Below are 25,634 nucleotides of genomic sequence, written 5' to 3'. Positions count from 1 at the left end.
CGATGAAACTACTTATAGTTGAAGACGATCTGTTATTACAGGAAGGACTGGCTCTGGGACTCGCCAATGAAGGCTATGCCCTGGACTGTGCCGGCACCGCGGCAGAAGCAGATGCCCTGATCCAGAGCGGCGAATACAGCCTGGTGATCCTTGACCTGGGCTTGCCGGACAAAGACGGCGCGACGTTGCTTACCCAGTGGCGTCGCCGGGGCATCGCCAATCCGGTGTTAATCCTGACGGCACGCGACGCCATTGAAGATCGTATTACCGGCCTTGATGCTGGCGCCGATGATTACCTGGTGAAGCCCTTTGCGCTTGCAGAACTTCAGGCTCGGGTGCGAGCGTTAATACGCCGTTATCAGGGCCATAGTGATAACTTACTAACCGACGGGGACATTACCCTGAATCTGCAAACCCAGCAGGTATTGCGCCAGTCCCAGCCCGTTGAAGTCACACCAAAAGAGTTCGCCTTGCTGACGCGTCTGATCATGCGCAGCGGACAAACGGTACACAGAGAAACCCTTCAGCAGGATATCTATTCCTGGCAGGACGATCCGGGGTCAAATACCCTGGAAGTCCACATCCACAACCTGCGTCGTAAGCTCGGCAAAGACCGGATTAAAACCGTCCGCGGCGTTGGCTACCGCCTGGAGAGCCAGAAATGAACAGCATGCGTCGGCGATTAATGGTGTTGCTGGCGGTCATTCTGTTATTTTTCCAGCTGATAAGCGTCATTTGGTTGTGGCACGAAAGCCGCGAGCAGATTGGCTTTCTGGTGAACGAAACGCTGTCGGCAAAATCGCGTAACAACCACGTCGAGAAAGAGATCCGCGAAGCGATTGCCTCGCTGCTGGTTCCTTCCCTGGTGATGGTTGGGTTTACGTTGTTTTTCTCGTTCTGGGCGGTCACCTGGATAACCCGACCGCTGAACAAACTGCGCGTGAGCCTGGCTAACCGTTCGGCGGATAACCTAACCCCACTTCCTATGTATTCCGACATGGAAGAAATCGGCGCCGTTACCACCTCGCTCAATCAGCTACTCGCCAGGCTGGACAGTACCATTCAGCAGGAGCGTCTCTTCACGGCTGACGCCGCCCATGAACTGCGAACGCCTCTTGCCGGAATCAGGCTCCATCTGGAGCTCATGGCCCAGTCAGGCTCTACGCAGGCCACGACGCTCATCAGCCGTATTGACCAGCTAATGCACACCGTTGAGCAACTGCTGATGCTGGCCCGTGCAGGACAGGCAATGGCGAGCGGCCACTATGAAACCATCAACTGGACGGACACCATTATCACGCCTCTTGGTCTTGAGCATGAAGCCAAAGAGCATACGGTGATTTGGCCTGCTAAAAGCGCGCTCACGGTTCAGGGAGACGCGGTACTGCTGCGGCTGATGCTGCGCAACCTGCTGGAGAATGCCGGGCGCTACAGCCCGACAGGCACCACGATTACCGTGACGCTTACCGAGGTCGAAGGCGGTACGCAGCTCAGCGTTATCGATCAGGGGCCTGGTATTGACGAAGCGCATCGACAGTCGATCACGGAGCCGTTCCGTCGCCTCGATCAGCGTTACGGCGGCAGCGGCCTTGGCCTGAGTATCGTACAGCGCATCCTGCAGCTTCATCACGGTAAGCTGATGCTGGAGAATGGTGCTGAAGGCGGCCTGATAGCAAGCTGCTGGCTGCCCTCAACGCTGGAATGAAAAAAGCCCCCTGATGGGGGCTTTGGACAGATATTAGTGCTTGTAGATGAACTCGACGCCTTCTTCGTCGTCTTCATCCCAGTCATCGTCCCAGTCGTCTTCCTCTTCCGCTTCCAGCTCTTCGAGCTGCTGGCGGTGGTAGTCATCCCACATGAATTCGACTTTTTCTGGCTGTTTCGCTTCTTCAGCCTGAACGACAGGATTCTCGATGATGAAGGTCATCACATCCCAGCAGAGATCTTTCACGCCAACCTGGCTTGCCGCGGAGATAAGGTAGTATTTATCTTCCCAGCCCATCGCTTCGGCAATCGCTTTGGCTTTCGCTTCGGCTTCCGCTTTATCCATCAGGTCGATCTTGTTGAAGACCAGCCAGCGTGGCTTACTCGCCAGTTTTTCGCTGTATTTTTCCAGCTCACCGATAATGATACGGGCGTTTTCAACCGGATCGGAACCGTCAATCGGATCGATGTCGATGAGGTGCAACAGTACGCGGCAACGCTCAAGGTGCTTCAGGAAGCGAATACCCAGGCCAGCCCCTTCCGCAGCGCCTTCAATCAGGCCCGGAATATCGGCGACCACAAAGCTCTTCTCGTTATCCATACGGACAACGCCAAGGCTTGGTACCAGCGTGGTAAACGGATAGTCCGCTACTTTTGGCTTGGCCGCAGAGACGGCGCGAATAAAGGTCGATTTACCTGCGTTTGGCATACCCAGCATGCCCACGTCAGCCAGCAGCATCAGTTCAAGTTGCAGGTCGCGCTTATCACCCGGGGTACCCATCGTTTTCTGACGCGGGGTACGGTTAACGGAAGATTTGAAACGGCTGTTACCCAGACCGTGCCAGCCGCCTTTCGCCACCATCAGGCGCTGACCGTGTTTGGTCATATCGCCCATGGTTTCACCGGTGCCCTGATCGATAACGCGCGTACCAACCGGAACCTTAATGGTCACGTCTTTACCGCGTTTACCGGTACAGTCACGGCTCTGGCCGTTCTGTCCGCGTTCTGCGCGGAAGGATTTTTCAAAGCGGTAGTCGATCAGCGTGTTGAGGTTTTCATCCGCCTCCAGCCACACGTCACCACCATCGCCACCGTCACCGCCGTCAGGGCCGCCACGAGGAATATATTTTTCACGGCGGAAGCTTACACAACCGTTACCGCCATCACCTGCCACGACCAGAATCGTCGCTTCATCAACAAACTTCATTTTACTCTCCGTAACTCATTCGCCTGAGCGGGGGACTACTACGACCGCTTCATTTTTGCGCCAACGTCCCCAAAGACGATGACCAATGGCGGAATACATCGCGCCCGCAACCACGACAAACGCACCGAGATAGCCCAACAGGTTGAGCATCGGTCTGACGAAGACATCGGGCCAGGCCATTGATAACAAATCTGAAAATAACAGCGTAAACAGCGGGGTAAGCGTGATCAATGCGCTCACCTGTGCTGCCTGCCAGCGCGCCATCGCTTCCGCCAGCGCGCCATAACCGACCAGCGTGTTAAGCCCACAAAAAATGAGGCACGCCAGTTGCCAGTCGCTCAGCTGGGTAATGACGCCCGGCTTCGCTAACGGCAATAATGCCACTGTACACAAAGTGTACAGCAAAAAAAGGATCTGCTGTGAGGCCAGGCGACGCAATAACACCTTTTGCGCGACGCCATAGCTCACCCAGACCGTTGCTGCACCCACGCCGAAGATCACGCCCCAGGTGTAGTCCGTAAGCCGGGTAAAGATCTCGATCAGGCTGGTGTTGAAGAACATCACCAGGCCGCATAGCAGCATGCTTGCCCCGATAATCTGCGTCCCGCGCATCTTCTCTTTGAGGATGAACACGCTCGCGACCATCATGCCGACAGGCGAAAGCTGACCAATCACCTGAGACGCCGTAGGGCTCAAATACTGCAGGGAAGAGCTGAACAGGATAAAGTTACCGAACAGACCGCCCGTCGCAATGGCCAGTAACACCAGCCATCGAGGTTTGCGGAAGAGCCGTAGCGGTGGAAGCTTGCCTTTAACTGCAAGGATGGTCCCGAGACCAATGCTTGCCATCAGGAAGCGATAAAAGACCACCGTAGGCGGCTCCATCACTTCCAGTACCTGCTTCATTGCAATTGGCAGCGCACCCCAGCACATTGCGGTCGTGAGCGCCAAAAGAATACCAATGCCGGCCTGCTGCTTCATGCCCGTTTTCCCTACAGAAAATTTTCCGGGTTTCCAATGTAAAAAGCCCCGCAACACGTTGCGGGGCTTTAATCCGTTACCGGACCGAGAAAACCTTACTCAGCAACGATGCTGATGTATTTACGGTTGTTCGGGCCTTTAACTTCAAATTTCACTTTACCGTCTGCTTTAGCAAACAGAGTGTGGTCACGACCGCAACCTACGTTGTTGCCAGCGTGGAATTTGGTACCACGTTGACGAACGATGATGCTACCCGCCAGAACGGATTCGCCACCGAAACGCTTAACGCCCAGGCGTTTAGCTTCTGAATCGCGACCGTTACGTGTGGAGCCGCCAGCCTTTTTATGTGCCATTTAAATCTCTCCTCAGGTCTTAGGCGCTGATGCCAGTAATTTTCACATCAGTGAACCACTGACGGTGGCCCTGCTGCTTACGGTAGTGTTTACGACGACGAAACTTAACGATTTTAACTTTCTCGCCACGACCGTGTGCAACAACTTCAGCTTTGATAACGCCGCCATCAACGAAAGGAACGCCGATTTTGACTTCTTCACCGTTTGCGATCATCAGAACTTCTGCGAACTCAACAGATTCGCCAGTTGCGATGTCCAGCTTTTCCAGGCGAACGGTCTGACCTTCGCTTACTCGGTGTTGTTTACCACCACTTTGGAAAACCGCGTACATATAAACTCCGCTTCCGCGCACGTCCTCGTATGAATCAGAGTGCGCTATAAATATTCACAATAGGGCGCGAATATTACGCAAAACGCGAGCCTTTGACAAGTGCTACCGTCAATACATGAAGAAAAAAAACACAACACGTACGGTAACGTTTATCTGAGCCGTTTTTTCAGTACAATCAGCACTACTATTGATAAACCGAAACCCTTCGTTACCCCATTGAAGATGGGATCAACAGGATAAAAAGCCCGGCTTTTGCGATGAATTTAGAAAAAATCAACGAGTTAACCGCGCAAGATATGGCGGGTGTAAATGCAGCAATCCTGGAGCAACTCAACTCTGACGTTCAGCTGATCAATCAGTTGGGCTATTACATTGTCAGCGGCGGCGGTAAACGCATTCGCCCGATGATTGCCATTCTGGCTGCCAGAGCCGTTGGCTATCAGGGAAATGCCCACGTGACGATCGCCGCGCTGATCGAATTTATTCACACCGCGACGCTTCTGCATGACGATGTTGTGGATGAATCCGATATGCGTCGTGGCAAGGCCACGGCAAACGCTGCCTTCGGGAACGCCGCCAGCGTTCTGGTCGGGGACTTTATCTATACCCGCGCCTTCCAGATGATGACCAGCCTGGGCTCTCTGAAAGTGCTCGAGGTGATGTCCGAAGCCGTCAACGTCATCGCTGAAGGCGAAGTGCTGCAGCTGATGAACGTCAATGACCCCGATATCACCGAAGAAAACTACATGCGCGTTATCTACAGCAAAACAGCGCGCCTGTTTGAAGCGGCCGCCCAGTGTTCCGGCATCCTGGCTGGCTGTTCCGAGGCGCAGGAAAAAGGACTGCAGGATTATGGACGCTACCTGGGTACTGCCTTCCAGCTGATTGATGATTTGCTGGACTACAGCGCGGACGGCGAAACGCTCGGCAAAAACGTTGGCGATGACCTGAACGAAGGCAAACCGACCCTGCCGCTGCTTCACGCGATGCGTAACGGAACGGCCGACCAGGCGAAAATGATCCGTGAGGCGATCGAACAGGGAAATGGCCGCCATCTTCTGGAACCTGTACTGGAAACGATGGCCATCTGCGGCTCGCTGGAATGGACCCGCCAGCGTGCTGAAGAAGAGGCTGACAAAGCCATCGAAGCTCTCCAGGTTATTCCAGACAGCCCATGGCGCGATGCTCTGATTGGTCTTGCCCATATCGCTGTTCAACGCGACCGTTAATCTTGCACCCACCTCCCCGTATCCATCGCGGGGAGGTTCAAAAACGCACCAGTAAATTCCGCATTCATGTAAATGAATCGGGTTAGAGCCCGCATGAATAAAGCCATGTCTTATTCTGAATATCCCTTCAAGTAACGCGAACTTTTTAGAACAAGAAGTCGAAATGGGTATAGTAAGCCAGTCGTTTCAGAAGAAACGGCGTAGGTGAATCCGAACTTAAGGACAGCGTTATGGATACGAAATTTATCGACTGGCATACGGCAGATATCATTGCGGCACTGCGCAAAAGAGGTACGTCACTTGCAGCAGAGTCCCGCCGCCATGGTCTGAGTTCTTCCACCCTGGCCAACGCCCTGACCCGCCCCTGGCCAAAGGGAGAATTGATTATCGCGACGGCGCTGGAAACGCACCCGTGGGTGATCTGGCCTTCACGTTATCACGATCCTGTTACTCATGAATTTATCGACAGAACGCGCATGATGCGCCAGAGAAAAGCAAAAACAGAACCGCAGGGATAACGGTTTTTTTGACAGGAATAGCAACCCCCCGGTCATTTCTGGCAGGGGGCTGCCGGAACGATTACTCGCCCTTCACACGCTCGATATTGGCACCCAGCGCGCGCAGTTTGTCTTCAATACGTTCATAGCCACGATCGATGTGATAAATACGATCCACCACCGTTGTGCCTTCCGCGATACAGCCCGCCAGCACCAGGCTTGCAGACGCACGCAGATCCGTTGCCATTACCTGAGCACCGGACAGTTTCTCAACGCCATGGCAAATCACGGTGTTACTTTCGATCTCAGCGTGTGCACCCATACGGATCAGTTCCGGTACGTGCATAAAACGGTTCTCGAAAATCGTCTCGGTAATCACACCGGTTCCTTCGGCAACCAGGTTCAGCAGAGTGAACTGTGCCTGCATATCGGTCGGGAATGCCGGATGCGGAGCCGTACGCACGGTCACCGCTTTAGGACGCTTGCCGTGCATGTCGAGGCTGATCCAGTCTTCACCAGTTTCAACATCGGCACCCGCTTCACGCAGCTTCGCCAAAACGGCATCCAGAGTGTCTGGCTGTGCATTACGGCAGACAATCTTACCGCCAGAGATCGCCGCAGCCACCAGGAAGGTGCCGGTTTCGATACGGTCCGGCAGAACGCGATACACACCACCGCCCAGACGCTCAACGCCTTCAATGGTGATGCGGTCAGTACCCTGGCCGGAAATCTTCGCGCCCAGCGCCACGAGGAAATTGGCGGTATCCACGATCTCCGGTTCGCGCGCGGCGTTTTCGATGATGGTGGTACCTTCTGCCAGCGTTGCCGCAGACATGATGGTGACGGTAGCGCCTACGCTCACTTTGTCCATGACAATGTGCGCGCCTTTCAGACGACCATTGACGGACGCTTTCACGTAGCCTTCTTCCAGCTTGATCTCTGCGCCCAGTTTCTCCAGGCCAAAGATATGCAGGTCAACCGGACGCGCGCCGATGGCGCAACCACCCGGCAGCGAAACCTGACCCTGACCGAAACGTGCCACCAGCGGGCCAAGCGCCCAGATAGATGCACGCATGGTTTTAACCAGATCGTAAGGCGCAGAGAAGTTGTTCACGTTGCTGGCGTCGATCCAGACGGAACCGTTGCGCTCAACTTTAGTGCCCAACTGGGTGAGCAACTTCATGGTCGTGTCGATATCTTTCAGCTTCGGTACGTTCTGAATTTCTACCGGCTCTTCCGCGAGCAGCGCAGCAAAGAGGATGGGCAGCGCGGCGTTCTTCGCGCCAGAAATTGTGACTTCGCCCTGGAGACGCGTTGGCCCCTGTACACGAAATTTATCCATTGTGTGCTCTCTTATAAATTCAACCGTGCTGCGGGCCTGTCGCCCTCAGCTCAAAAACCGTTTAGTTTGCGATCGCGTGCCCACTCTTGCGGGGTGAACGCTTTAATCGACAGGGCGTGGATGCGGTTATCCGCAATATATTCCATCAGCGGCGCGTACACAGCCTGCTGCTTCTTCACACGGCTCATACCGTCGAACATCTCACCCACAGCAATAACCTGGAAGTGACTGCCATCGCCAGTGACGTGGGCTTCCTGAAGGGAGAGTGCATTCATCAGCACTGTCTGGATTTCATGATTTTCCATGGGCTCTTAATCATCTGATAGTGAAAACAAGCCCAACATCTTAGAGCAAAGTGGCGTCGTCTTAAACAAGCAAAAAGCCCCGACGATGAAACTGTCAGGGCTTTCGGAAGTAACGCACTGAAAATATTAACGAGGCAGTACATCCTGAGGCAGATTGTAGAGTTGCGCAAGGGTAACGACATTGTCACTCGCGCCATGAAGCATGACGCTTGTTCCCTGCTTTTTGCCCACGGCAACCAGATGGGCGAGCAGCGCAACGCCTGCCGTATCCACCCGCGTGACGTCGGTTAAGTCGATAAGCGTCACGCCCTGCATCGCTTCCTGGCGTTTATCCCACAGTGGGTTCAGCAGATCCTGGTCCAGCTCACCGGACAGCCTTAACGTCTCACCTTCACGCGACCAGCGGAGTTGCTGCGACATTACTTCTTCTCGTCCAGGGTGATTTTCTGACGAGCAATGGACTGCAGCTGTGCGGTCAGGCCATCAATGCCCTTGGTGCGCAGCAGGTCGCTCCACTCGTTCTGCTTGGTGGTGATCATGCTTACGCCTTCGGCGATCATGTCATACGCCTGCCAGTGGCCGGTCTGGCTGTTTTTACGCCACTGGAAATCCAGGCGCACCGGCGGACGGCCGTTAGGATCGATGATCGTTACGCGAATAGGCACGATGGTCGCATCACCCAGCGGCTGCTCCGGGGCGATCTGATAGGTCTGACCGTGGTACATCGCCAGCGCCTGACCATACGCCTGCTTCAGGTATTCACGGAATGCGGCAAAATAGGCCTCACGCTGCGCCGGGGTGGCGTCTTTGTAATAGCGGCCCAGCACCAGCGCTCCCGCATATTTGATCTGCACATACGGCAGCAGTTCCTGGTCAACCACGTCACGCAGATAGTCAGGATTCGCGCGAATTTTTGGCTGTTCGTTTTTGAGACGGTCGAAGGTTTTCTTCGCAGCTTCGTCCATCAGTTTGTACGGGTTGCTCTGATCCGCAGCATGTGCCGCAGTGAGAGGGGCAATGACCAGCATGGCAACCATTAACAGTCGTTTAAACATGAATGACTTCTCCTGAATTAATTCGCAGCACCAGGGGTCGGCGCAACGTTGGTATGGTCTTCACTCTGCGCAGGGGCATCGTCAGACTTTTTATCATCCCCTTTACTGTTGTAAAGGAACTGACCAATCATGTCCTCCAGCACCATCGCGGACTTCGTATCCTGGATAACGCTACCGTCTTTAAGGATAGTCGTTCCCAGCTCAGGATCTTCAAAGCCGACGTTAAGTGCCAGATATTGTTCACCCAGCAGGCCGGAAGTACGGATAGAAAGGGAGCTGGTGTCCGGAATGTGGTTGTAACGTTCTTCGATATCCATCGCGACGCGCGGCAGATACGTTTTCTCATCGAGCGTAATGTCAGATACGCGGCCGATCACCACACCGCCAATGCGGACCGGTGAACGCGCCTTCAGCCCGCCGATGTTATCGAACGTGGCATAGATGCGATACGTCGGCTCGGTGCGTACTGAGGTGATATCCGCCGCTCTCAGGCAGATAAACAGCGCCGCCAGCAGCGCCAGCAGCAGGAAAACGCCGACCCAAATTTCATTTTTTCTCGTTTGCATGAACTCAATTCCCAAACATCAGTGCGGTGAGCACAAAATCCAGGCCCAGTACGGCCAGCGACGAATGTACGACAGTACGTGTAGTTGCACGGCTAATGCCCGCCGACGTCGGGATAGCATCGTAACCATTGAACAATGCAATCCAGGTGACCGTAATGGCAAACACCACGCTTTTAATCAGGCAGTTAACCAGATCCATTCGCAGGTCGATGGCGTCCTGCATCGCGGACCAGAAGAAGCCGGCATCGATGCCTTTCCAGTGGACCCCAACCAGCGAACCGCCCCAGATCCCCACGGCGACAAACAGAATAGTCAGTAGCGGGAGCGAGATCACCCCCGCCCAGAAACGCGGCGAGATCACGCGACGCAGCGGATCGACCGCCATCATTTCCATGCTGGATAGCTGCTCGGTCGCGCGCATCAGGCCAATTTCGGCCGTTAAGGCCGACCCCGCGCGCCCGGCGAAGAGCAGTGCCGCCACAACCGGACCCAATTCGCGCAGCAGCGAAAGCGCCACCAGCATTCCGAGGCTGGTTTCCGCACTGTAGGTTGTCAGAACAAGGTAGCCCTGCAGCCCCAGCACCATGCCGATAAACAGACCGGAAACAATAATGATGAGCATCGACAGCACGCCGACATTATAAAGCTGACGCACCAGCAGAGGGGCGTGCTTGCTAAACTCCGGCTTGCCGACCAGCGCGTTGAATAACATCAATCCGGCACGCCCGAACGTCCTGATGGTTTTTATGCCACGGTGTCCGAGAGCGGCCAACGCATTTAACAGCATGAGTGGCTTAACTCCCTATTCCCAGTAAATCGTCACGATAATCGCCCGCCGGGTAGCGGAACGGTACGGGTCCGTCAGCAATACCGTCGAGGAACTGCCGCACGCGTGGATCGCAATTTTCCTGCAGCGCCTGGGCGCTGCCGTGTGCAACGATCTTTTTGTCCGCCACGATATAGGCGTAATCGGCAATGCTCAACACTTCCGGTACATCGTGAGACACCACGATACAGGTGACGCCGAGCGCGCTGTTCAGTTCAGAGATGAGCTTTACCAGCACGCCCATCGTGATGGGATCCTGCCCGACGAACGGTTCGTCGAACATGATTAAATCGGGCTCTAATGCAATAGCTCGCGCCAGCGCGGCGCGGCGCGCCATCCCGCCGGACAGCTCCGAAGGCATTAGCTTCGCGGCTCCCCGCAACCCCACAGCTTCAAGCTTCATCATCACCGTGCTTTTCAGCAGCTCAGGCGGCAGGCTGGTATGCTCGCGCAGCGGATAGGCCACGTTATCGAAGACGTTCATGTCGGTGAACAACGCCCCCGACTGAAAGAGCATACTCATACGTTTGCGGACAGTATACAGGCGCGAGCGCGACATCTCCGGGACGTTTTCGCCATCGAAGAGGATTTCACCGCTATCCGGTGGGATCTGACCACCAATAAGGCGCAGGAGGGTCGTTTTACCGATCCCGGACGGCCCCATGATGGCGGTGATTTTGCCACGCGGTACGGTCAACGAAATATCATCGAATATCAGTCGATTGCCGCGAGAAAAACTCACACCGCGGACATCGACGATATTCGCCATCGTTTGGCTCATTTATAGTTCCTTTCTTACCCTGCTCACGTTAAGACGTGCAGCCTGAATCAGCCCTTAACCCCGCATTTTTACAGAATATTAGCCGTTGAGGTTAGCGAAAGCTGGCATTTGTTTTACTTTTCCGGCGCATAAAGTCAAAATTAGGAATTCGTTACGCCTCAGACCGTATGCAGTCCAGCCATTCCCGCGCGATGGACCGACAAGTATACCTGAAGAAAGGACTTTTGATGCTTTTAGCAACAGCACTGTTAATCATTGGTTTACTGTTAGTGGTCTACAGTGCTGACCGTTTAGTCTTTGCTGCATCTATCCTGTGTCGCCTGACGGGTGTACCGCCTGTAGTCATCGGGATGACCGTGGTCAGCGTTGGCACGTCACTTCCTGAAATCATCGTCTCCGTCTCGGCGTCGCTGCATGGTCAGTTAGACCTGGCAATTGGCACCGCGATTGGCTCTAACATCGTCAATATATTACTGATTTTAGGCCTTGCGGCACTGCTCCATCCATTTCGCGTGCATTCTGATGTTCTGCGCCGTGAATTGCCGCTAATGTTAGTCGTAAGCCTGCTGGCAGGGTGCGTATTTTATGATGGCGTACTGAGCTATAGCGACGGCATTTTCCTGCTGGCGCTGGCCGTCATCTGGTTACTGTATAGTGTTAAAATTGCCCGCCAGGCGGAAAAACAGGGTCAGGATAGCCTGACGCGTGAACAGGTTGCCGAACTCCCGCGGGAAGGCACGCTGCCGGTCGCTCTCCTCTGGCTTGGCGTTGCGCTGATCATTATGCCGATGGCAACGCGCATGGTCGTGGATAACGCGACGGTACTGGCGAACTATTTCGCCATGAGCGAACTGACGATTGGCCTGACGGTTATTGCTATCGGCACCAGCCTGCCGGAGCTGGCCACCGCCATTGCGGGGGCGCGTAAAGGGGAAGATGACATCGCCATTGGTAATATTATCGGCTCCAATATATTTAATATCGCGATTGTCATGGGCCTGCCGGCTCTGATTACGCCGGGGCCGTTTAATCCTCTGGCGTTTTCACGCGATTACGGGGTGATGTTGCTGGTCAGCGTGATATTTGCCCTGCTCTGCTGGCGGCGGCAACGCCAGATCGGCAAAGGCGCAGGCGCGCTGCTGACGGGTGGATTTATCGTATGGATGGCGATGCTGTACTGGCTCTCGCCTCTTCTCTCTGGGTAAACGGAAACGCATTATGTCGCAAATAGAATTGCAGCCGGGTTTTGACTTTCAGAAAGCAGGCAAAGAGGTTCTGGAGATTGAACGTGAAGGTCTGGCGCAGTTAGATCAGTACATTAATCAGGATTTTAGTCTGGCATGTGAGAAGATATTCTACTGTGCCGGGAAAGTCGTGGTGATGGGGATGGGCAAGTCCGGCCACATTGGGCGCAAAATGGCGGCAACGTTTGCCAGCACCGGAACCTCGTCCTTCTTTGTACACCCGGGGGAAGCCGCGCACGGCGACCTGGGGATGGTCACGCCGCAGGATGTCGTTATCGCGCTGTCCAACTCCGGTGAGTCCAATGAAATTCTGGCATTGATCCCCGTACTTAAGCGTCTGCAGGTGCCGCTGATTTGCATGACCAGCCGTCCGGAAAGTAGCATGGCGCGTGCAGCCGATATTCATCTGTGCGTTAAAGTACCGAAAGAGGCCTGCCCGCTCGGCCTGGCGCCAACATCCAGCACTACCGCCGCGCTGGTCATGGGCGATGCGCTTGCCGTCGCGCTGCTTGAAGCCCGCGGTTTTACGCCGGAAGATTTCGCGCTCTCCCATCCGGGCGGCGCGCTGGGGCGCAAGCTGCTGCTGCGGGTAAACGATATTATGCACACCGGGGATGAGATCCCTCACGTCAGCAAAGAAGCCTCCCTGCGTGATGCGCTGCTGGAAATCACCCGTAAGAATCTGGGTATGACGGTTGTGTGCGACGATCTGATGAAAATTCAGGGGATCTTCACCGATGGCGACCTGCGTCGCGTGTTCGACATGGGTGTAGATGTCCGCACGCTCGGCATTGCCGATGTGATGACGCCCGGCGGCATTCGCGTGCGTCCGGGAACGCTGGCCGTGGATGTGCTGAACCTGATGCAGTCCCGCCATATCACCTCCGTTATGGTTGCCGATGGCGACCAGTTGCTGGGTGTGGTACATATGCATGATCTGCTGCGCGCTGGCGTAGTGTAATAAAGGATAAGACAATGAGTAATGCGGGTGCATCCCTTGCAACCTGTTATGGTCCGGTCAGTACCCAGATGATGGCAAAGGCGGAAAATATTCGTCTGCTCATTCTGGATGTGGATGGCGTACTTTCCGATGGCCTGATTTACATGGGCAATAATGGTGAAGAGCTGAAAGCGTTTAACGTTCGCGACGGCTACGGTATCCGCTGTGCGCTCACCTCGGGTATCGAGGTTGCTATCATCACCGGACGAAAAGCTAAACTGGTAGAAGACCGCTGTGAAACCTTAGGCATTACCCATCTTTACCAGGGTCAATCCGATAAGATGGCAGCGTTCAATGATTTACTGGGTAAACTGGCTATCGCACCGGAAAACGTGGCCTACGTCGGGGACGACCTGATTGACTGGCCGGTGATGGCTGAAGTCGGTCTCAGCATCGCGGTTGCTGATGCTCATCCGCTGTTAATCCCGCGCGCTGACTACGTTACCCACATCAACGGTGGCCGGGGTGCCGTCCGTGAAGTCTGCGATCTGCTTCTGCTGGCGCAGGGCAAGCTTGATGAAGCCAAAGGGCAATCGATATGAGTAAAACCAGACGTTGGGTTATCATTCTGCTTTCGCTTGTCGCACTGGTATTGATTGGCGTGAACCTTGCCGATCGCGACGATACGCAAACGGAAGTCGTCAACAATAACGATCCAACCTATAAAAGCGATCACAGTGACACCGTGGTCTATAGCCCGGAAGGTGCGCTGAATTATCGCCTGATTGCCCAGCACGTTGAATACTTTTCCGATGACGGCGTTTCGTGGTTTACCCAACCTGTCATGACCACTTTCGATAAAGACAAAGTGCCGACGTGGTCAATTAAGTCAGATCGGGCCAAACTGACAAATGACCGTATGCTTTATCTGTATGGCCACGTTGAAGTCAACGCCCTGACCGCTGACTCGCAACTGCGAAAAATTACGACGGATAATGCCCAGATCAACCTGGTAACCCAGGACGTGACGTCGCAGGATCTGGTCACACTGTATGGCACAACATTTAATTCCAGCGGTTTAAGAATGCGCGGGAACTTACGCAGCAAGAACGCCGAGCTGATTGAAAAGGTTAGAACCTCCTATGAAATTCAAAACAAACAAACTCAGCCTTAAAGTAATTATCGCCAGCGCGATGCTGGCGGCCAGTCTCCCCGCGCTTGCTGTAACGGGCGATACCGACCAGCCGATCCATATCGAGTCCGACACTCAGTCTCTCGATATGCAGGGTAACGTCGTCACCTTCACGGGTAACGTCGTCATGACTCAGGGGACCATCAAAATTAACGCCGATAAAGTGGTCGTTACCCGTCCGGGCGGCGAGCAGGGCAAAGAGATCATTGATGGTTACGGCAACCCGGCCACCTTCTACCAGATGCAGGACAACGGCAAGCCGGTGAAGGGCCACGCCTCGCATATGCACTATGAGCTGGCGAAGGACCTGGTCATCCTGACCGGAAACGCGTATCTGGAACAGCTGGACAGCAATATTACCGGTGACCAGATTACCTATCTGGTGAAAGAGCAAAAAATGCAGGCCTCCAGCGAGAAAGGCAAACGCGTAACCACCGTGCTGGTTCCGTCGCAGCTGCAGGACAAAGGCAAGGGCCAGGCCCCGGCACAGAAGAAGAGTAACTAATTCGCTATGGCAACATTAACTGCAAAAAATCTCGCGAAGGCCTATAAGGGCCGCCGTGTCGTAGAAGATGTCAGTCTGACCGTCAACTCCGGCGAAATTGTGGGCCTGCTTGGCCCGAACGGTGCGGGTAAAACCACCACCTTCTACATGGTGGTGGGTATTGTGCCGCGCGATGCCGGCAACATTATTATTGACGATGAAGATATCAGCCTGCTGCCGCTGCACGCGCGCGCGCGCCGTGGCATCGGCTATCTGCCGCAGGAAGCCTCTATTTTCCGTCGTCTGAGCGTCTTTGATAACCTGATGGCAGTCCTGCAAATTCGCGACGACCTGACCAACGAACAGCGTCAGGATCGCGCCAACGAGCTGATGGAAGAGTTTCATATCGAACACCTGCGCGACAGCCTGGGCCAGGCCTTGTCCGGGGGGGAACGCCGTCGTGTTGAGATTGCGCGCGCGCTGGCCGCCAATCCGAAGTTTATCCTTCTGGATGAACCGTTTGCGGGCGTTGACCCGATCTCCGTTATCGACATTAAACGCATTATCGAGCATCTGCGTGACAGCGGACTTGGCGTGCTGATCACAGACCACAACGTTCGTGAAACGCTGGCGGTATGTGAACGCGCGTATATCGTGAGCCAGGGCAATCTGATCGCTCACGGTACGCCGCAGCAGATCCTCGAAGACGATCATGTTAAGCGCGTCTATCTTGGGGAAGACTTCAGACTCTGATAGGGTAGAGGTAACGTAACGCCGAACCGGAGAAAAATGCTCTGAACATGAAGCAAGGTTTGCAATTAAGGCTCAGCCAACAGCTGGCGATGACGCCGCAGTTACAGCAGGCAATTCGTCTGTTGCAACTGTCCACCTTAGAACTCCAGCAGGAGCTCCAGCAGGCGCTGGACAGCAATCCCCTGCTGGAGCAAGCCGATCTTCATGACGAGGTAGATACCCAGCAGTCACAGGACACAGAAGCGCTCGACACCGCGGATGCACTCGAACAAAAAGAGATGCCGGACGAGCTTCCGCTGGATGCCAGCTGGGATGAAATCTATACCGCCGGGACCCCTTCCGGCACGCGTGCAGACTACCAGGACGACGAGCTACCGGTCTACCAGGGCGAAACCACCCAGTCGCTGCAGGATTACCTGATGTGGCAGGTAGAGCTTACCCCCTTCTCCGATACCGACCGCGCCATTGCCACCTCGATTGTCGACGCCGTTGATGACACCGGTTATTTGACCGTCACGCTGGACGACATTCTGGAAAGCATGGGCGATGAAGAGATTGAGATTGAGGAGATTGAAGCGGTACTGAAACGCATTCAGCGCTTCGATCCGGTCGGGGTGGCCGCGAAGGACCTGCGCGACTGTCTGCTGATCCAGCTTTCTCAGTTCAGCAAAGAGACGCCGTGGCTCGACGAGGCTCGCTTAATCATCAGCGATCATCTGGATCTTCTGGCTAACCACGATTTCCGCACCCTGATGCGCGTGACGCGCCTGAAGGAAGAGGTGCTGAAAGAGGCGGTAAATCTGATCCAGTCCCTCGATCCGCGTCCCGGTCAGTCGATCCAGACCAGCGAACCCGAGTACGTTATCCCGGACGTGCTGGTCAGAAAACACAATGACCGCTGGGTCGTTGAACTGAACTCTGACAGCATCCCTCGCCTGCAAATCAACCAGCAGTACGCCTCCATGTGTACCAGCGCGCGCAACGACTCCGACAATCAATATATTCGCAGCAATCTTCAGGAAGCGCGATGGTTGATCAAGAGCCTGGAGAGCCGGAATGATACCCTGCTTCGCGTGAGCCGCTGCATCGTCGAACAGCAGCAGGCCTTCTTTGAGCAGGGCGAAGAGTATATGAAGCCGATGGTGCTGGCGGATATCGCCCAGGCCGTCGAGATGCATGAATCCACTATTTCCCGCGTTACTACGCAGAAGTATCTGCACAGTCCGCGCGGTATTTTTGAGCTTAAGTATTTCTTCTCCAGCCACGTGAACACCGAGGGTGGCGGCGAAGCCTCCTCAACGGCGATTCGCGCCCTGGTGAAGAAGTTGATCGCCGCGGAGAATCCCGCGAAGCCACTAAGTGACAGTAAGTTGACCACCATGCTGTCCGATCAGGGTATTATGGTGGCACGTCGTACTGTTGCGAAGTATCGAGAGTCTTTATCCATTCCGCCGTCTAACCAGCGTAAACAGCTGGTCTGACACAACCGATAAGGAAGACACTATGCAGCTCAATATCACAGGACATAACGTCGAGATTACTGAGGCTTTACGTGACTTCGTGAACGCTAAGTTCGCGAAACTCGAGCAGTATTTCGAAAGGATCAATCAGGTCTACGTTGTGTTAAAAGTGGAGAAAGTGACTCATATCTCGGATGCAACCCTGCATGTTAACGGGGGTGAACTCCATGCCAGTGCGGAAGGGCAAGACATGTACGCGGCTATCGACGGCTTGATTGACAAGCTTGCGCGACAGCTCAATAAACATAAAGATAAACTGAAACAACACTAATTGTCCGGGCAGTTAACGGGTGCAGGACGGCCTGTTGTGAAACACAACGGGCCATTTGTACAGTTAGCGCTTAGGTGAAATTATGATGAACAACGATTCCGCTCTTCAACTGAGCAATGTCCTTAACCAGGAATGTACCCGCAGTGCCGTTCACTGCCAGAGCAAAAAACGTGCGCTGGAGATCATCAGTGAATTGGCTGCAAAACAGCTGGGCCTGCCGCCGCAGGTGGTGTTCGAAGCCATTCTGACCCGTGAAAAGATGGGCAGTACCGGTATCGGCAACGGCATCGCGATCCCGCACGGCAAGCTGGAAGAGGACACCCTGCGTGCCGTCGGTGTGTTTGTGCAGCTGGAAACCCCAATCGCTTTTGACGCCATTGATAACCAGCCCGTCGATCTCCTCTTCGCGCTGTTGGTGCCTGCCGACCAGACCAAGACCCACCTGCATACGCTTTCGCTGGTTGCTAAACGTCTGGCGGATAAAACCATCTGCCGTCGACTGCGCTCAGCCCAAAGTGATGAAGAGCTTTATCAAATTATCACTGAAGCAGAAGGCAATCAGGATGACGCATAACCAGGTGATGGCCTTCACATCTGTTGTCCTGAGGAGAAACGGAACATGGTGCTGATGATTGTCAGTGGTCGTTCAGGGTCGGGGAAATCCGTTGCTCTGCGCGCGCTGGAAGACATGGGTTTTTACTGCGTCGATAACCTGCCGGTCGTGTTATTGCCCGATCTGGCACGCACGTTAGCGGAGAGACAAACCTCCGCCGCCGTCAGTATCGACGTTCGTAACATGCCGGAATCGCCAGAGATCTTCGAACAGGCAATGAGTAACCTGCCTGACGCGTTCTCGCCTCAGCTGCTGTTCCTTGACGCCGACCGCAATACCCTGATCCGCCGCTACAGCGACACCCGTCGTCTGCATCCGCTTTCCAGCAAGAATCTCTCGCTGGAGAGCGCCATCGACGAAGAGAGCGATCTGCTTGAGCCGCTGCGCTCTCGTGCCGATCTGATTGTCGACACCTCAGAGATGTCCGTTCACGAGCTGGCGGAAATGCTGCGAACCCGGCTGCTGGGCAAACGCGAGCGCGAGCTGACGATGGTGTTCGAATCCTTCGGCTTTAAGCACGGTATTCCGATTGATGCGGACTATGTTTTCGACGTGCGCTTCCTGCCGAACCCGCACTGGGATCCTAAACTGCGTCCAATGACCGGTCTGGATAAGCCCGTGGCGGCGTTCCTCGACCGACACACAGAAGTTCACAATTTTATCTACCAGACGCGAAGCTACCTTGAGCTATGGTTACCTATGCTGGAGACAAACAATCGTAGCTACCTGACAGTGGCGATTGGCTGTACCGGCGGTAAACATCGTTCGGTCTACATCGCCGAACAGCTGGCCGACTATTTCCGCTCGCGCGGTAAGAACGTTCAGTCCCGTCATCGCACGCTGGAAAAACGTAAAACATGACCGTAAAACAAACCGTTGAGATCACCAATAAGCTGGGCATGCATGCACGCCCGGCGATGAAGCTGTTTGAGCTGATGCAGGGTTTCGATGCAGAAGTGCTGCTGCGTAATGACGAAGGCACCGAAGCGGAAGCCAACAGCGTAATTGCGCTGCTGATGCTGGACTCCGCCAAAGGGCGTCAGATTGAGGTTGAAGCCACCGGTCCTCAGGAAGAGGAAGCTCTGGCAGCGGTAGTTGCGCTGTTTAACGCCGGGTTCGACGAAGATTAGGCCTGCTATTCTGGCGGGTGGCGCTGCGCTTACCCGCCCTACATTAACGCATTTCTCTCCATAAACCCTTCCCCACCCAGCTGGCGCATCTGGCGCATGATCCACGCCTGACGGCTTCGCACGTACCCTGACGGGGCGCTGGCCTTGAAGCGGACAGGATTAGGCAGAACAGCCGCGAGCAGCGCCGCCTCCGACATGCTCAGCCTGCTGGCAGGTTTATTAAAATAGCGTTGTGATGCAGCTTCGACACCAAATACCCCGTCGCCGAACTCGGCGATATTAAGGTAAACGGTCAGAATACGCTTTTTGCTCCAGACCGTTTCCATTCCCAGGGTCAGACCCGCTTCCAGCCCTTTTCGCACCCAGCTTCGGCCATCCCACAGGAACAGGTTTTTAGCCGTCTGCTGCGACAGCGTTGACGCACCGCGCACACGGTTTTCGTGACGTTCGTTATGGGCCAGCGCCTTTTCAATCGCAGCCACATCGAACCCCCAGTGCTCCGGGAATTTCTGGTCTTCCGCCGCGATAACCGCCAGCCCCATGAAAGGAGAAATTTCATCCATGCTCACCCAGTCAGAATGGGCAACATAGCCGAAATCACCGGAGAACCACGCGCTAAGCTGGCGCTCAACCATGACCGCTGAAAACGGTACCGGCAAAATGCTGAACACGGCCAGCCCGCCTCCCCAGAACACCGCCAGGACGAGAACGATGCGTAAAAGAAGGCGTTTCACCCATGCGCCTGCGGAAAACTGACGCCTCATTCCGTCAGCACCAGCACCCGGGCGACCAGCTTTTCAATGCCCACGGCGGCTTCCGCAATATTCTTCGCCAGCATATACGCGGGCGTGGTGACAACTTTGTTGTCTTCATCCACCACAATGTCATCGACCGGGCACGGAACGTGTTCGCCCCCCATATCCTCGACGACCTCTGCGGTATCAATATCGGTTCCGATCGTCAGCCGTAACGGAAAATCGAAAATATTTGGCAGCATGGCCGGTGCAATACAGATAAAGCCCAGCGGCTTGCCCGCGGCATGCATCGCCAGCGTCAGCGCTTTGAGATCAGGGTCCACCGTGCATGCGGCACCCTCGGCAGCAAAGGTGCTGAGATTTTTCGCGGCGCCGAAGCCGCCCGGCACAATGAGCGCATCCAGTTCAGCGGCATCTGCCTTCGCCAGCGGATGAATCTCTCCCCGGGCAATACGCGCGGCTTCAATCAGGACGTTACGCGTTTCGGCCATCGGCTCGCCGGTCAGATGGTTAATCACATCCGACTGATTTTTGTCGGGCGCAAAACAGATAACCTCTGCTCCCTGTTTCGTCAGGGCCAGCAGCGTGATTACGGCTTCATGTATTTCTGAACCATCAAAAACACCGCATCCGCTCAGGACAACACCAATTTTTTTCATCTTGACGATCCTTCTTTGCAACTCGCTGAAGCACATTAATAATTTTGATTAAAACGCTATGCTTCACACATTTCACTGATTCATGTAACAAACCATTTAAGATTTGCTATCTTATCTGCGTGCGGCCTAAATTTTTACGGCGGCGCCCATTAGAAAATTACTTTAAAAAACAGGCGCAGCCACGATTTCCCTGGTGTTGGCGCAGTATTCGCGCACCCCGGTCTAGCCGGGGTCATTTTTTTCTGGCATCCACCCAGGCTTTAAGCACCGCAACATCGTTCTGCCACTCTTGTTTCATCTCTTCAACCCAATCACCAACGTTATCTTCCCAAGCTGGTAAATCAGGCGACTGAATCTGTTGACCCAGCTGCTGCAGGTGGCGTAACCCGACCGAGCCGGCTGCGCCTTTGATTTTATGCCCTTCTTCCACGATGCCCTTCTGGTCACGCGCCGTCAGGTTTGACTCCAGCACGCTCAGATAACCCGGCATCATTTTTTCAAACACCGCCAGGCCGTCGGTAATCAGTTTCGGGCCGACCAGATCGATATACTGCTCCAGCATCGCGGTATCGAGTATCGTTTGGGCTTTTGCGCTATCAACAGACGTCATGGTGCTCTCCTCTTCATCGTGGGTATCCCAGAACTTCTTGATCATGGCGGTCAGAGCAGGCACCGCCAGAGGCTTGCTGAGTACATCGTCCATACCGGCGTTGAGGTACTCTTTTTTATCTTTCAGCACGTTCGCCGTCAGCGCCACCAGCGGCGGCAGTTCATCAGCCGCGTACTGACGCGTCAGTTCACGCGAGATATCCAGCCCGGTCATATCCGGCAACTGGATATCCAGCAGAACGAGGTCATATTCACCAGGTGTAAACATCTCCAGCGCGGCTTTACCGGTCATCGCGACATCCACGCTGTTGCCCAGTTTTTCCAGCACCGAGCGCGCTACAATCACGTTAAGCTCAATATCCTCCACCAACAGGACGTGCAGCGCAGGCAGCGGCATATCGTCATTTTCAAAGGTATCCTCTACCTCTTCCGCCACCGCCGGCGCATGCACCGTCAGCGTGAAGGTTGACCCTTTGCCCGCCTGGCTGGCAACGGTGATGTCACCGCCCATGCTCTTCGCCAGCCGCTTAGACACCGCCAGACCGATTCCGGTACCAGTGGCCGGTTTTCCACCGTTGCTGTCCTTCACCTGGTAGTACATCGCGAAAATCTTGTCCTGCTCCTCCTGCGGAATACCAATCCCGGAGTCCTCCACCTCGAAGTGCAGCATGTCCCCGTCGTCATAGCGAATACGCACCGCCACCTGCCCCTTCTGGGTAAATTTCACCGCGTTGCTGATGAGATTCCACAGGATCTGACGCAGGCGCGTGCCGTCGGTAATCACTTTATGCGGCAGCGGCAGGGTGGGATCCATGACAAAATTCAGCCCCTTCTGCTGGGCCTGCAGACCAGACAAGTTTTCCAGATCGGCAAGGAAGCTGGTGAAATCAACCGGCTGATTATCAAGCTGAACCTTTCGGCGCTCCATCTTATCCATGTCAATAATATCGTTGAAGATATTACCCAGCGTGACCGCCGAGACATGAATCGTTTTGAGGTATTTTTCCTGCTCTGCGGTCAGGTCGGTATCCAGCAGAATGCGGCTCAGCCCCACAATGCCATTAAGCGGCGTACGAAGCTCATGGCTGATGGTGGAGATGAAGGTGGTCTTGTCGCGGCTGGCGCGCTCCAGCGCATCCTGATAACGCTTACGCTCGGTAATATCACGGCCGAAGCCCATCAGGCCGTGGCGCTTCCCGACGCGGTCATAGTACGGCACCTTACGGATCTCAAAGCAGGCTTTGCGCCCGTCCGGGTAATCCAGCCACTGTTCGTAGGTCAGCGAGACGTTATGGCGGAACACTTTTTCGTCCGTCTCCATGACCTTGGCGGCCGCCTCTTCGGAGTAAACGTCCTGCGGCTTGAGGTGAATCAGCTGCTTCTCACTTTTCCCGGTCAGGAGCTCCATCGCCCGGTTACAGCCTGAAAATTCTTTATCTTCGTTACGGTAGAATACCAGATCCGGCGAAGCGTCCAGGAACGAACGCAGGAAGGAGGATTGCTGCTCAAGCTGGATCTGCGTCACCTCGCGCTCTTTCATTTCGATTTTCAGCTGTTCCAGCGTGGCCTGACGCTCTGCCTCCGCCTTCTCACGATCTGAAATTTCCTGATTCAACTGAGCAATGTTGTCTTTAAGCTGAACGTTGAGCTTCAGGTCGCGCTCGCGCATCTCCTCCAGCTTATCGACCAGTTTTGATAAGCGCTGACGGGACTCCTCAAGCTGTTCGACCACCACGGAAAGGAAATAGACCGCCCAGGGGGTAATGAGCAGGCCGAAGAAGATAGAGCGGATAACGTCGATACTCTCGACCTGACCATGCAGAACCATCGTAACGGCCATCTGCACGACAATCGCCAGAACGACCAGCGCCAGCGCCAGCAGCATGGAGAAACGCACCAGCCCAAGCTTCATCATCAGGTCGACGTAGTACTGGGCTAGCATTCGAATTTGCTTCATAGAGGATCCCTTCACGACTTTATCGCTCAATAATACTCAAATTCGAGGCGGGACGTTGAAGGTTGTGAGAAAAAGTGCGGGGTGAAACAGGAGATTAGCCTCGCCTCCGGTTCACCGGAAGCGAGGAGAGGTCAATCAGGAGCGTTTCAACAGCAGCCAGAGGCTGATCAGGAAGAAGCTAGCGCTCGGCAGCAGCGCACCGATAATCGGCGGGATGCCATAAACCAGCGTCAGCGGACCGAAGATCTGATCGAGTACATAGAAGACAAAGCCGAAGCTAATACCGGTCACGACGCGCACACCCATCGGCACGCTACGCAGCGGGCCGAAGATAAACGACAGCGCCATCAGCATCATCACCGCCACGGACATCGGCTGGAAGATTTTGCTCCACATGTTGAGCTGATAGCGTCCGGCATCCTGCCCGCTCGACTTCAGGTACTTCACATAGTTGTGCAAGCCGCTGATAGAGAGCGCGTCAGGATCCAGCGCAACAACCCCGAGCTTATCCGGCGTGAGGTTGGTCTTCCAGGTGCCGGTCACCGTCTGTGACCCGGTAATCTGTTTTGGATCGGTCAGGTCAGATTCATCAACCTGCGACAAACGCCACTGCTTATGTTCAGCGTCAAACTTCGCGGAAGAGGCGTGTCGGACAGACTCCAGACGGCGCTGGTCGTTGAACGCGTAGATGCTCACCCCGCCCAGTTCATCATCACCCTTTACCCGTTCGATGTAGACGAAGTTTTTCCCGTCTTTCGCCCATAAACCTTGCTGAGTCGAGAGCAGTGAACCACCGTACATTGCCTGAGCACGATAGTTACGCGCCATCTGCTCGCCCTGCGGTGCCACCCACTCGCCAATTGCCATGGTCAACAGCACCAGCGGGATTGCGGTTTTCATTACCGACAGCGCAACCTGCATACGGGTAAAGCCTGAGGCCTGCATCACCACCAGCTCGCTGCGCTGAGCCAGCATCCCCAGCCCCAGCAGCGCGCCCAGCAGGGCCGCCATCGGGAAGAAGATCTGCACATCTTTTGGCACGCTGAGCAGGGTGTACATCCCCGCACCCATCGCGTCATAGCTGCCCTGCCCGGCTTTTTTCAGCTGATCGACAAATTTGATAATGCCGGAGAGCGACACCAGCATGAACAACGTCATCATGATGGTGGTGAAAATGGTTTTACCGATATAGCGATCAAGAACGCCAAACGCCTGCATTAGATGGCTCCTTTACGCGAGAATCGGGCACGTATGCGGCGCACAGGCACCGTATCCCACAGGTTTAATCCCAGCGCCAGTAAGATGTACAGGCTGTTAACGAACCACGTCCAGACCATCGGATCCAGTTTACCCTTCGCGCCGTTAGAGCGAATCGAGGTTTGCAGCAGGAAGTAGATCAGGTAAAGCAGCATCGCTGGCAGCATAGAGAGCACGCGGCCCTGGCGCGGGTTCACCACGCTCAGCGGCACGACAATCAGTGCCATCATAAACACGGTGAATACGAGCGTAATACGCCAGTGGAACTCAGCCCGCGCTCTGTCGGTATCGGTATTCCACAGCGTGCGCATATCCATTTGCTCGGTATCCGTCGGATCGAGCGCTACCGCCTGATGACCAATAATGGCCTGATAGTTCTGGAAATCCGTAATACGGAAGTCACGCAGCATCGCGGTGCCTTCGAAACGGGTGCCTTTATTCAGCGTGACGACCTGAGAACCGTCTTTGCGCTGAGAAAGCTGGCCAGAATCGGCAACCACCACTGACGGACGCGCGTTACCTTTAGGACGCAGCTGCGCCAGAAATACATCGTTGAATTTACTGCCGTCAACGCTCTCAATAAACAACACGGAGTTTCCGTCAGTCGCCTGCTGGAACTGCCCCTGCGCGAGCGCCGCCATGCCGGGGTTTGCTTTCGCCTCGGCCAGCACTTCGTCCTGATGACGGGAAGACATAGGGCCCGCCCACATCACATTCACCGCCGCAACAATGCCCGTGAACAGCGCCAGTATCATCGCCGCTTTCACCAGTACGGCTTTACTCAGGCCGCAGGCATGCATCACCGTAATTTCACTCTCGGTGTACAGCTTACCGAGGGTCATCAGCAGGCCGAGGAATAGACTCAGCGGCAGAATAAGCTGCGCCATTTCCGGGATCCCCAGCCCAAGCAGGGAAAGCACCAGATTCGTTGGAATTTCGCCGTCAACGGCCGCACCGAGGATCTTAACCAGCTTCTGACAGAAAAAAATCAGCAGCAGGATGAAGAGGATCGCCAGTTGGCTTTTGAGCGTCTCCCGCACCAGATATCTTATGATTATCACTTTAAATACGCC

At 54.9% G+C, this 25,634-nt stretch carries 31 protein-coding genes; 15 read left to right on the top strand and 16 right to left on the bottom strand.

The window, feature by feature from the left end; genetic code table 11:
• Positions 1–2 precede the first annotated feature (2 nt).
• Together pmrA and pmrB are read left to right on the top strand one after the other, a co-directional pair.
• Positions 3–665 carry a two-component system response regulator PmrA gene (gene pmrA / locus ACTJI7_RS17105; protein ID WP_028014555.1) on the top strand — a complete coding sequence of 221 codons (663 nt, stop codon included), beginning with the start codon at positions 3–5 and terminating at the stop codon, positions 663–665.
• Positions 662–1,705 (top strand): two-component system sensor histidine kinase PmrB, encoded by a 1,044-nt coding sequence (pmrB, locus tag ACTJI7_RS17100; protein ID WP_041907874.1) that lies wholly within the window; start codon positions 662–664, stop codon positions 1,703–1,705. Before pmrA ends, pmrB begins: the two co-directional genes overlap by 4 nt.
• A 33-nt stretch (positions 1,706–1,738) precedes the next feature.
• Here the strand turns inward: pmrB and cgtA are convergent, their stop codons facing one another.
• The 4 genes from cgtA to rplU all read right to left on the bottom strand — a co-directional run bounded on the left by cgtA (position 1,739) and on the right by rplU (position 4,576).
• A complete protein-coding gene (cgtA, locus tag ACTJI7_RS17095) occupies positions 1,739–2,911 on the bottom strand; it encodes an Obg family GTPase CgtA (RefSeq protein WP_014885381.1) in 1,173 nt (390 codons plus the stop codon).
• Positions 2,912–2,926: 15 nt separating this feature from the next.
• Positions 2,927–3,892, bottom strand: coding sequence for a DMT family transporter (locus ACTJI7_RS17090; RefSeq protein WP_028014557.1), 966 nt, complete (start codon positions 3,890–3,892; stop codon positions 2,927–2,929).
• Between the two features lie 95 nt (positions 3,893–3,987).
• Positions 3,988–4,245 carry a 50S ribosomal protein L27 gene (rpmA, locus tag ACTJI7_RS17085; protein WP_004385076.1) on the bottom strand — a complete coding sequence of 86 codons (258 nt, stop codon included), beginning with the start codon at positions 4,243–4,245 and terminating at the stop codon, positions 3,988–3,990.
• Between the two features lie 19 nt (positions 4,246–4,264).
• Complete coding sequence (rplU, locus tag ACTJI7_RS17080; protein WP_003025032.1) at positions 4,265–4,576, bottom strand: 50S ribosomal protein L21; 312 nt, start codon at positions 4,574–4,576, stop codon at positions 4,265–4,267.
• A 257-nt stretch (positions 4,577–4,833) separates the two neighbouring features.
• On the opposite strand from rplU, the gene ispB reads away from it, so the two are divergent.
• Both ispB and sfsB read left to right on the top strand, forming a co-directional pair.
• Positions 4,834–5,805 carry an octaprenyl diphosphate synthase gene (gene ispB / locus ACTJI7_RS17075; protein WP_028014558.1) on the top strand — a complete coding sequence of 324 codons (972 nt, stop codon included), beginning with the start codon at positions 4,834–4,836 and terminating at the stop codon, positions 5,803–5,805.
• A gap of 230 nt (positions 5,806–6,035) precedes the next feature.
• Positions 6,036–6,323: a DNA-binding transcriptional regulator SfsB gene (sfsB, locus tag ACTJI7_RS17070; protein WP_028014559.1), complete on the top strand. Its 288-nt coding sequence runs from the start codon at positions 6,036–6,038 to the stop codon at positions 6,321–6,323.
• Positions 6,324–6,384: 61 nt separating this feature from the next.
• Here the strand turns inward: sfsB and murA are convergent, their stop codons facing one another.
• The 7 genes from murA to mlaF form a co-directional block, all read right to left on the bottom strand.
• A complete protein-coding gene (gene murA / locus ACTJI7_RS17065) occupies positions 6,385–7,644 on the bottom strand; it encodes a UDP-N-acetylglucosamine 1-carboxyvinyltransferase (RefSeq protein ID WP_028014560.1) in 1,260 nt (419 codons plus the stop codon).
• A gap of 50 nt (positions 7,645–7,694) precedes the next feature.
• Positions 7,695–7,949: a BolA family iron metabolism protein IbaG gene (gene ibaG / locus ACTJI7_RS17060; protein ID WP_008501458.1), complete on the bottom strand. Its 255-nt coding sequence runs from the start codon at positions 7,947–7,949 to the stop codon at positions 7,695–7,697.
• Positions 7,950–8,075: 126 nt separating this feature from the next.
• Positions 8,076–8,369 carry a lipid asymmetry maintenance protein MlaB gene (gene mlaB, locus ACTJI7_RS17055; protein WP_028014561.1) on the bottom strand — a complete coding sequence of 98 codons (294 nt, stop codon included), beginning with the start codon at positions 8,367–8,369 and terminating at the stop codon, positions 8,076–8,078.
• The gene (gene mlaC, locus ACTJI7_RS17050; RefSeq protein WP_028014562.1) at positions 8,369–9,004 is read right to left on the bottom strand and encodes a phospholipid-binding protein MlaC; all 636 of its coding nucleotides are present in this window, start codon (positions 9,002–9,004) and stop codon (positions 8,369–8,371) included. The genes mlaB and mlaC overlap by 1 nt, the downstream gene beginning before the upstream one ends.
• A gap of 17 nt (positions 9,005–9,021) precedes the next feature.
• On the bottom strand, positions 9,022–9,570 hold the full coding sequence (mlaD, locus tag ACTJI7_RS17045; RefSeq protein ID WP_041911946.1) for an outer membrane lipid asymmetry maintenance protein MlaD: 549 nt from the start codon (positions 9,568–9,570) through the stop codon (positions 9,022–9,024).
• 4 nt (positions 9,571–9,574) lie between these two features.
• Positions 9,575–10,357, bottom strand: coding sequence for a lipid asymmetry maintenance ABC transporter permease subunit MlaE (mlaE, locus tag ACTJI7_RS17040; RefSeq protein WP_028014564.1), 783 nt, complete (start codon positions 10,355–10,357; stop codon positions 9,575–9,577).
• Between the two features lie 7 nt (positions 10,358–10,364).
• Positions 10,365–11,177: a phospholipid ABC transporter ATP-binding protein MlaF gene (gene mlaF, locus ACTJI7_RS17035; protein ID WP_028014565.1), complete on the bottom strand. Its 813-nt coding sequence runs from the start codon at positions 11,175–11,177 to the stop codon at positions 10,365–10,367.
• A 227-nt stretch (positions 11,178–11,404) separates the two neighbouring features.
• Between mlaF and ACTJI7_RS17030 the strand changes: the two genes are divergently transcribed.
• The 11 genes from ACTJI7_RS17030 to npr all read left to right on the top strand — a co-directional run bounded on the left by ACTJI7_RS17030 (position 11,405) and on the right by npr (position 19,324).
• On the top strand, positions 11,405–12,382 hold the full coding sequence (locus ACTJI7_RS17030) for a calcium/sodium antiporter (RefSeq protein WP_028014566.1): 978 nt from the start codon (positions 11,405–11,407) through the stop codon (positions 12,380–12,382).
• 13 nt (positions 12,383–12,395) lie between these two features.
• Positions 12,396–13,382, top strand: coding sequence for an arabinose-5-phosphate isomerase KdsD (gene kdsD, locus ACTJI7_RS17025; protein WP_028014567.1), 987 nt, complete (start codon positions 12,396–12,398; stop codon positions 13,380–13,382).
• A 14-nt stretch (positions 13,383–13,396) separates the two neighbouring features.
• On the top strand, positions 13,397–13,963 hold the full coding sequence (kdsC, locus tag ACTJI7_RS17020) for a 3-deoxy-manno-octulosonate-8-phosphatase KdsC (protein WP_025756695.1): 567 nt from the start codon (positions 13,397–13,399) through the stop codon (positions 13,961–13,963).
• Complete coding sequence (lptC, locus tag ACTJI7_RS17015) at positions 13,960–14,535, top strand: LPS export ABC transporter periplasmic protein LptC (protein WP_028014568.1); 576 nt, start codon at positions 13,960–13,962, stop codon at positions 14,533–14,535. Before kdsC ends, lptC begins: the two co-directional genes overlap by 4 nt.
• A complete protein-coding gene (gene lptA / locus ACTJI7_RS17010) occupies positions 14,504–15,058 on the top strand; it encodes a lipopolysaccharide ABC transporter substrate-binding protein LptA (protein WP_028014569.1) in 555 nt (184 codons plus the stop codon). Before lptC ends, lptA begins: the two co-directional genes overlap by 32 nt.
• A gap of 6 nt (positions 15,059–15,064) precedes the next feature.
• Positions 15,065–15,790 (top strand): LPS export ABC transporter ATP-binding protein, encoded by a 726-nt coding sequence (gene lptB / locus ACTJI7_RS17005; RefSeq protein WP_028014570.1) that lies wholly within the window; start codon positions 15,065–15,067, stop codon positions 15,788–15,790.
• Positions 15,791–15,837: 47 nt separating this feature from the next.
• A complete protein-coding gene (gene rpoN / locus ACTJI7_RS17000; RefSeq protein ID WP_028014571.1) occupies positions 15,838–17,271 on the top strand; it encodes an RNA polymerase factor sigma-54 in 1,434 nt (477 codons plus the stop codon).
• A gap of 22 nt (positions 17,272–17,293) precedes the next feature.
• Positions 17,294–17,581, top strand: a complete 288-nt coding sequence (hpf, locus tag ACTJI7_RS16995; RefSeq protein WP_014171818.1) for a ribosome hibernation promoting factor — start codon at positions 17,294–17,296, stop codon at positions 17,579–17,581.
• An 82-nt stretch (positions 17,582–17,663) separates the two neighbouring features.
• Entirely contained in the window at positions 17,664–18,155 is a 492-nt protein-coding gene (gene ptsN / locus ACTJI7_RS16990; protein WP_008501443.1) for a PTS IIA-like nitrogen regulatory protein PtsN, read from the top strand.
• Between the two features lie 45 nt (positions 18,156–18,200).
• Positions 18,201–19,055, top strand: a complete 855-nt coding sequence (gene rapZ, locus ACTJI7_RS16985) for an RNase adapter RapZ (RefSeq protein ID WP_014885397.1) — start codon at positions 18,201–18,203, stop codon at positions 19,053–19,055.
• Positions 19,052–19,324, top strand: a complete 273-nt coding sequence (gene npr / locus ACTJI7_RS16980; RefSeq protein ID WP_025756690.1) for a PTS phosphocarrier protein NPr — start codon at positions 19,052–19,054, stop codon at positions 19,322–19,324. Before rapZ ends, npr begins: the two co-directional genes overlap by 4 nt.
• Positions 19,325–19,362: 38 nt before the next feature.
• Here npr and mtgA read toward each other — a convergent pair whose 3' ends face one another.
• The 5 genes from mtgA to lptF form a co-directional block, all read right to left on the bottom strand.
• A complete protein-coding gene (gene mtgA / locus ACTJI7_RS16975) occupies positions 19,363–20,088 on the bottom strand; it encodes a monofunctional biosynthetic peptidoglycan transglycosylase (protein ID WP_045630731.1) in 726 nt (241 codons plus the stop codon).
• Positions 20,085–20,738, bottom strand: a complete 654-nt coding sequence (gene elbB / locus ACTJI7_RS16970) for an isoprenoid biosynthesis glyoxalase ElbB (protein WP_047364720.1) — start codon at positions 20,736–20,738, stop codon at positions 20,085–20,087. The genes mtgA and elbB overlap by 4 nt, the downstream gene beginning before the upstream one ends.
• 232 nt (positions 20,739–20,970) lie before the next feature.
• Entirely contained in the window at positions 20,971–23,304 is a 2,334-nt protein-coding gene (gene arcB, locus ACTJI7_RS16965; protein WP_136431112.1) for an aerobic respiration two-component sensor histidine kinase ArcB, read from the bottom strand.
• Between the two features lie 135 nt (positions 23,305–23,439).
• On the bottom strand, positions 23,440–24,522 hold the full coding sequence (gene lptG, locus ACTJI7_RS16960; RefSeq protein ID WP_047367047.1) for an LPS export ABC transporter permease LptG: 1,083 nt from the start codon (positions 24,520–24,522) through the stop codon (positions 23,440–23,442).
• Positions 24,522–25,622: an LPS export ABC transporter permease LptF gene (lptF, locus tag ACTJI7_RS16955; protein WP_028014576.1), complete on the bottom strand. Its 1,101-nt coding sequence runs from the start codon at positions 25,620–25,622 to the stop codon at positions 24,522–24,524. Before lptF ends, lptG begins: the two co-directional genes overlap by 1 nt.
• Between the last annotated feature and the right edge of the window lie 12 nt (positions 25,623–25,634).

Origin of the sequence: Enterobacter sp. 22499 (assembly GCF_052044815.1) — a bacterium.
GTDB lineage: Bacteria > Pseudomonadota > Gammaproteobacteria > Enterobacterales > Enterobacteriaceae > Enterobacter > Enterobacter bugandensis.
The sequence above is the reverse complement of the archived record's forward strand: the minus strand, read 5'-3'. Positions and strand labels throughout refer to the sequence as shown.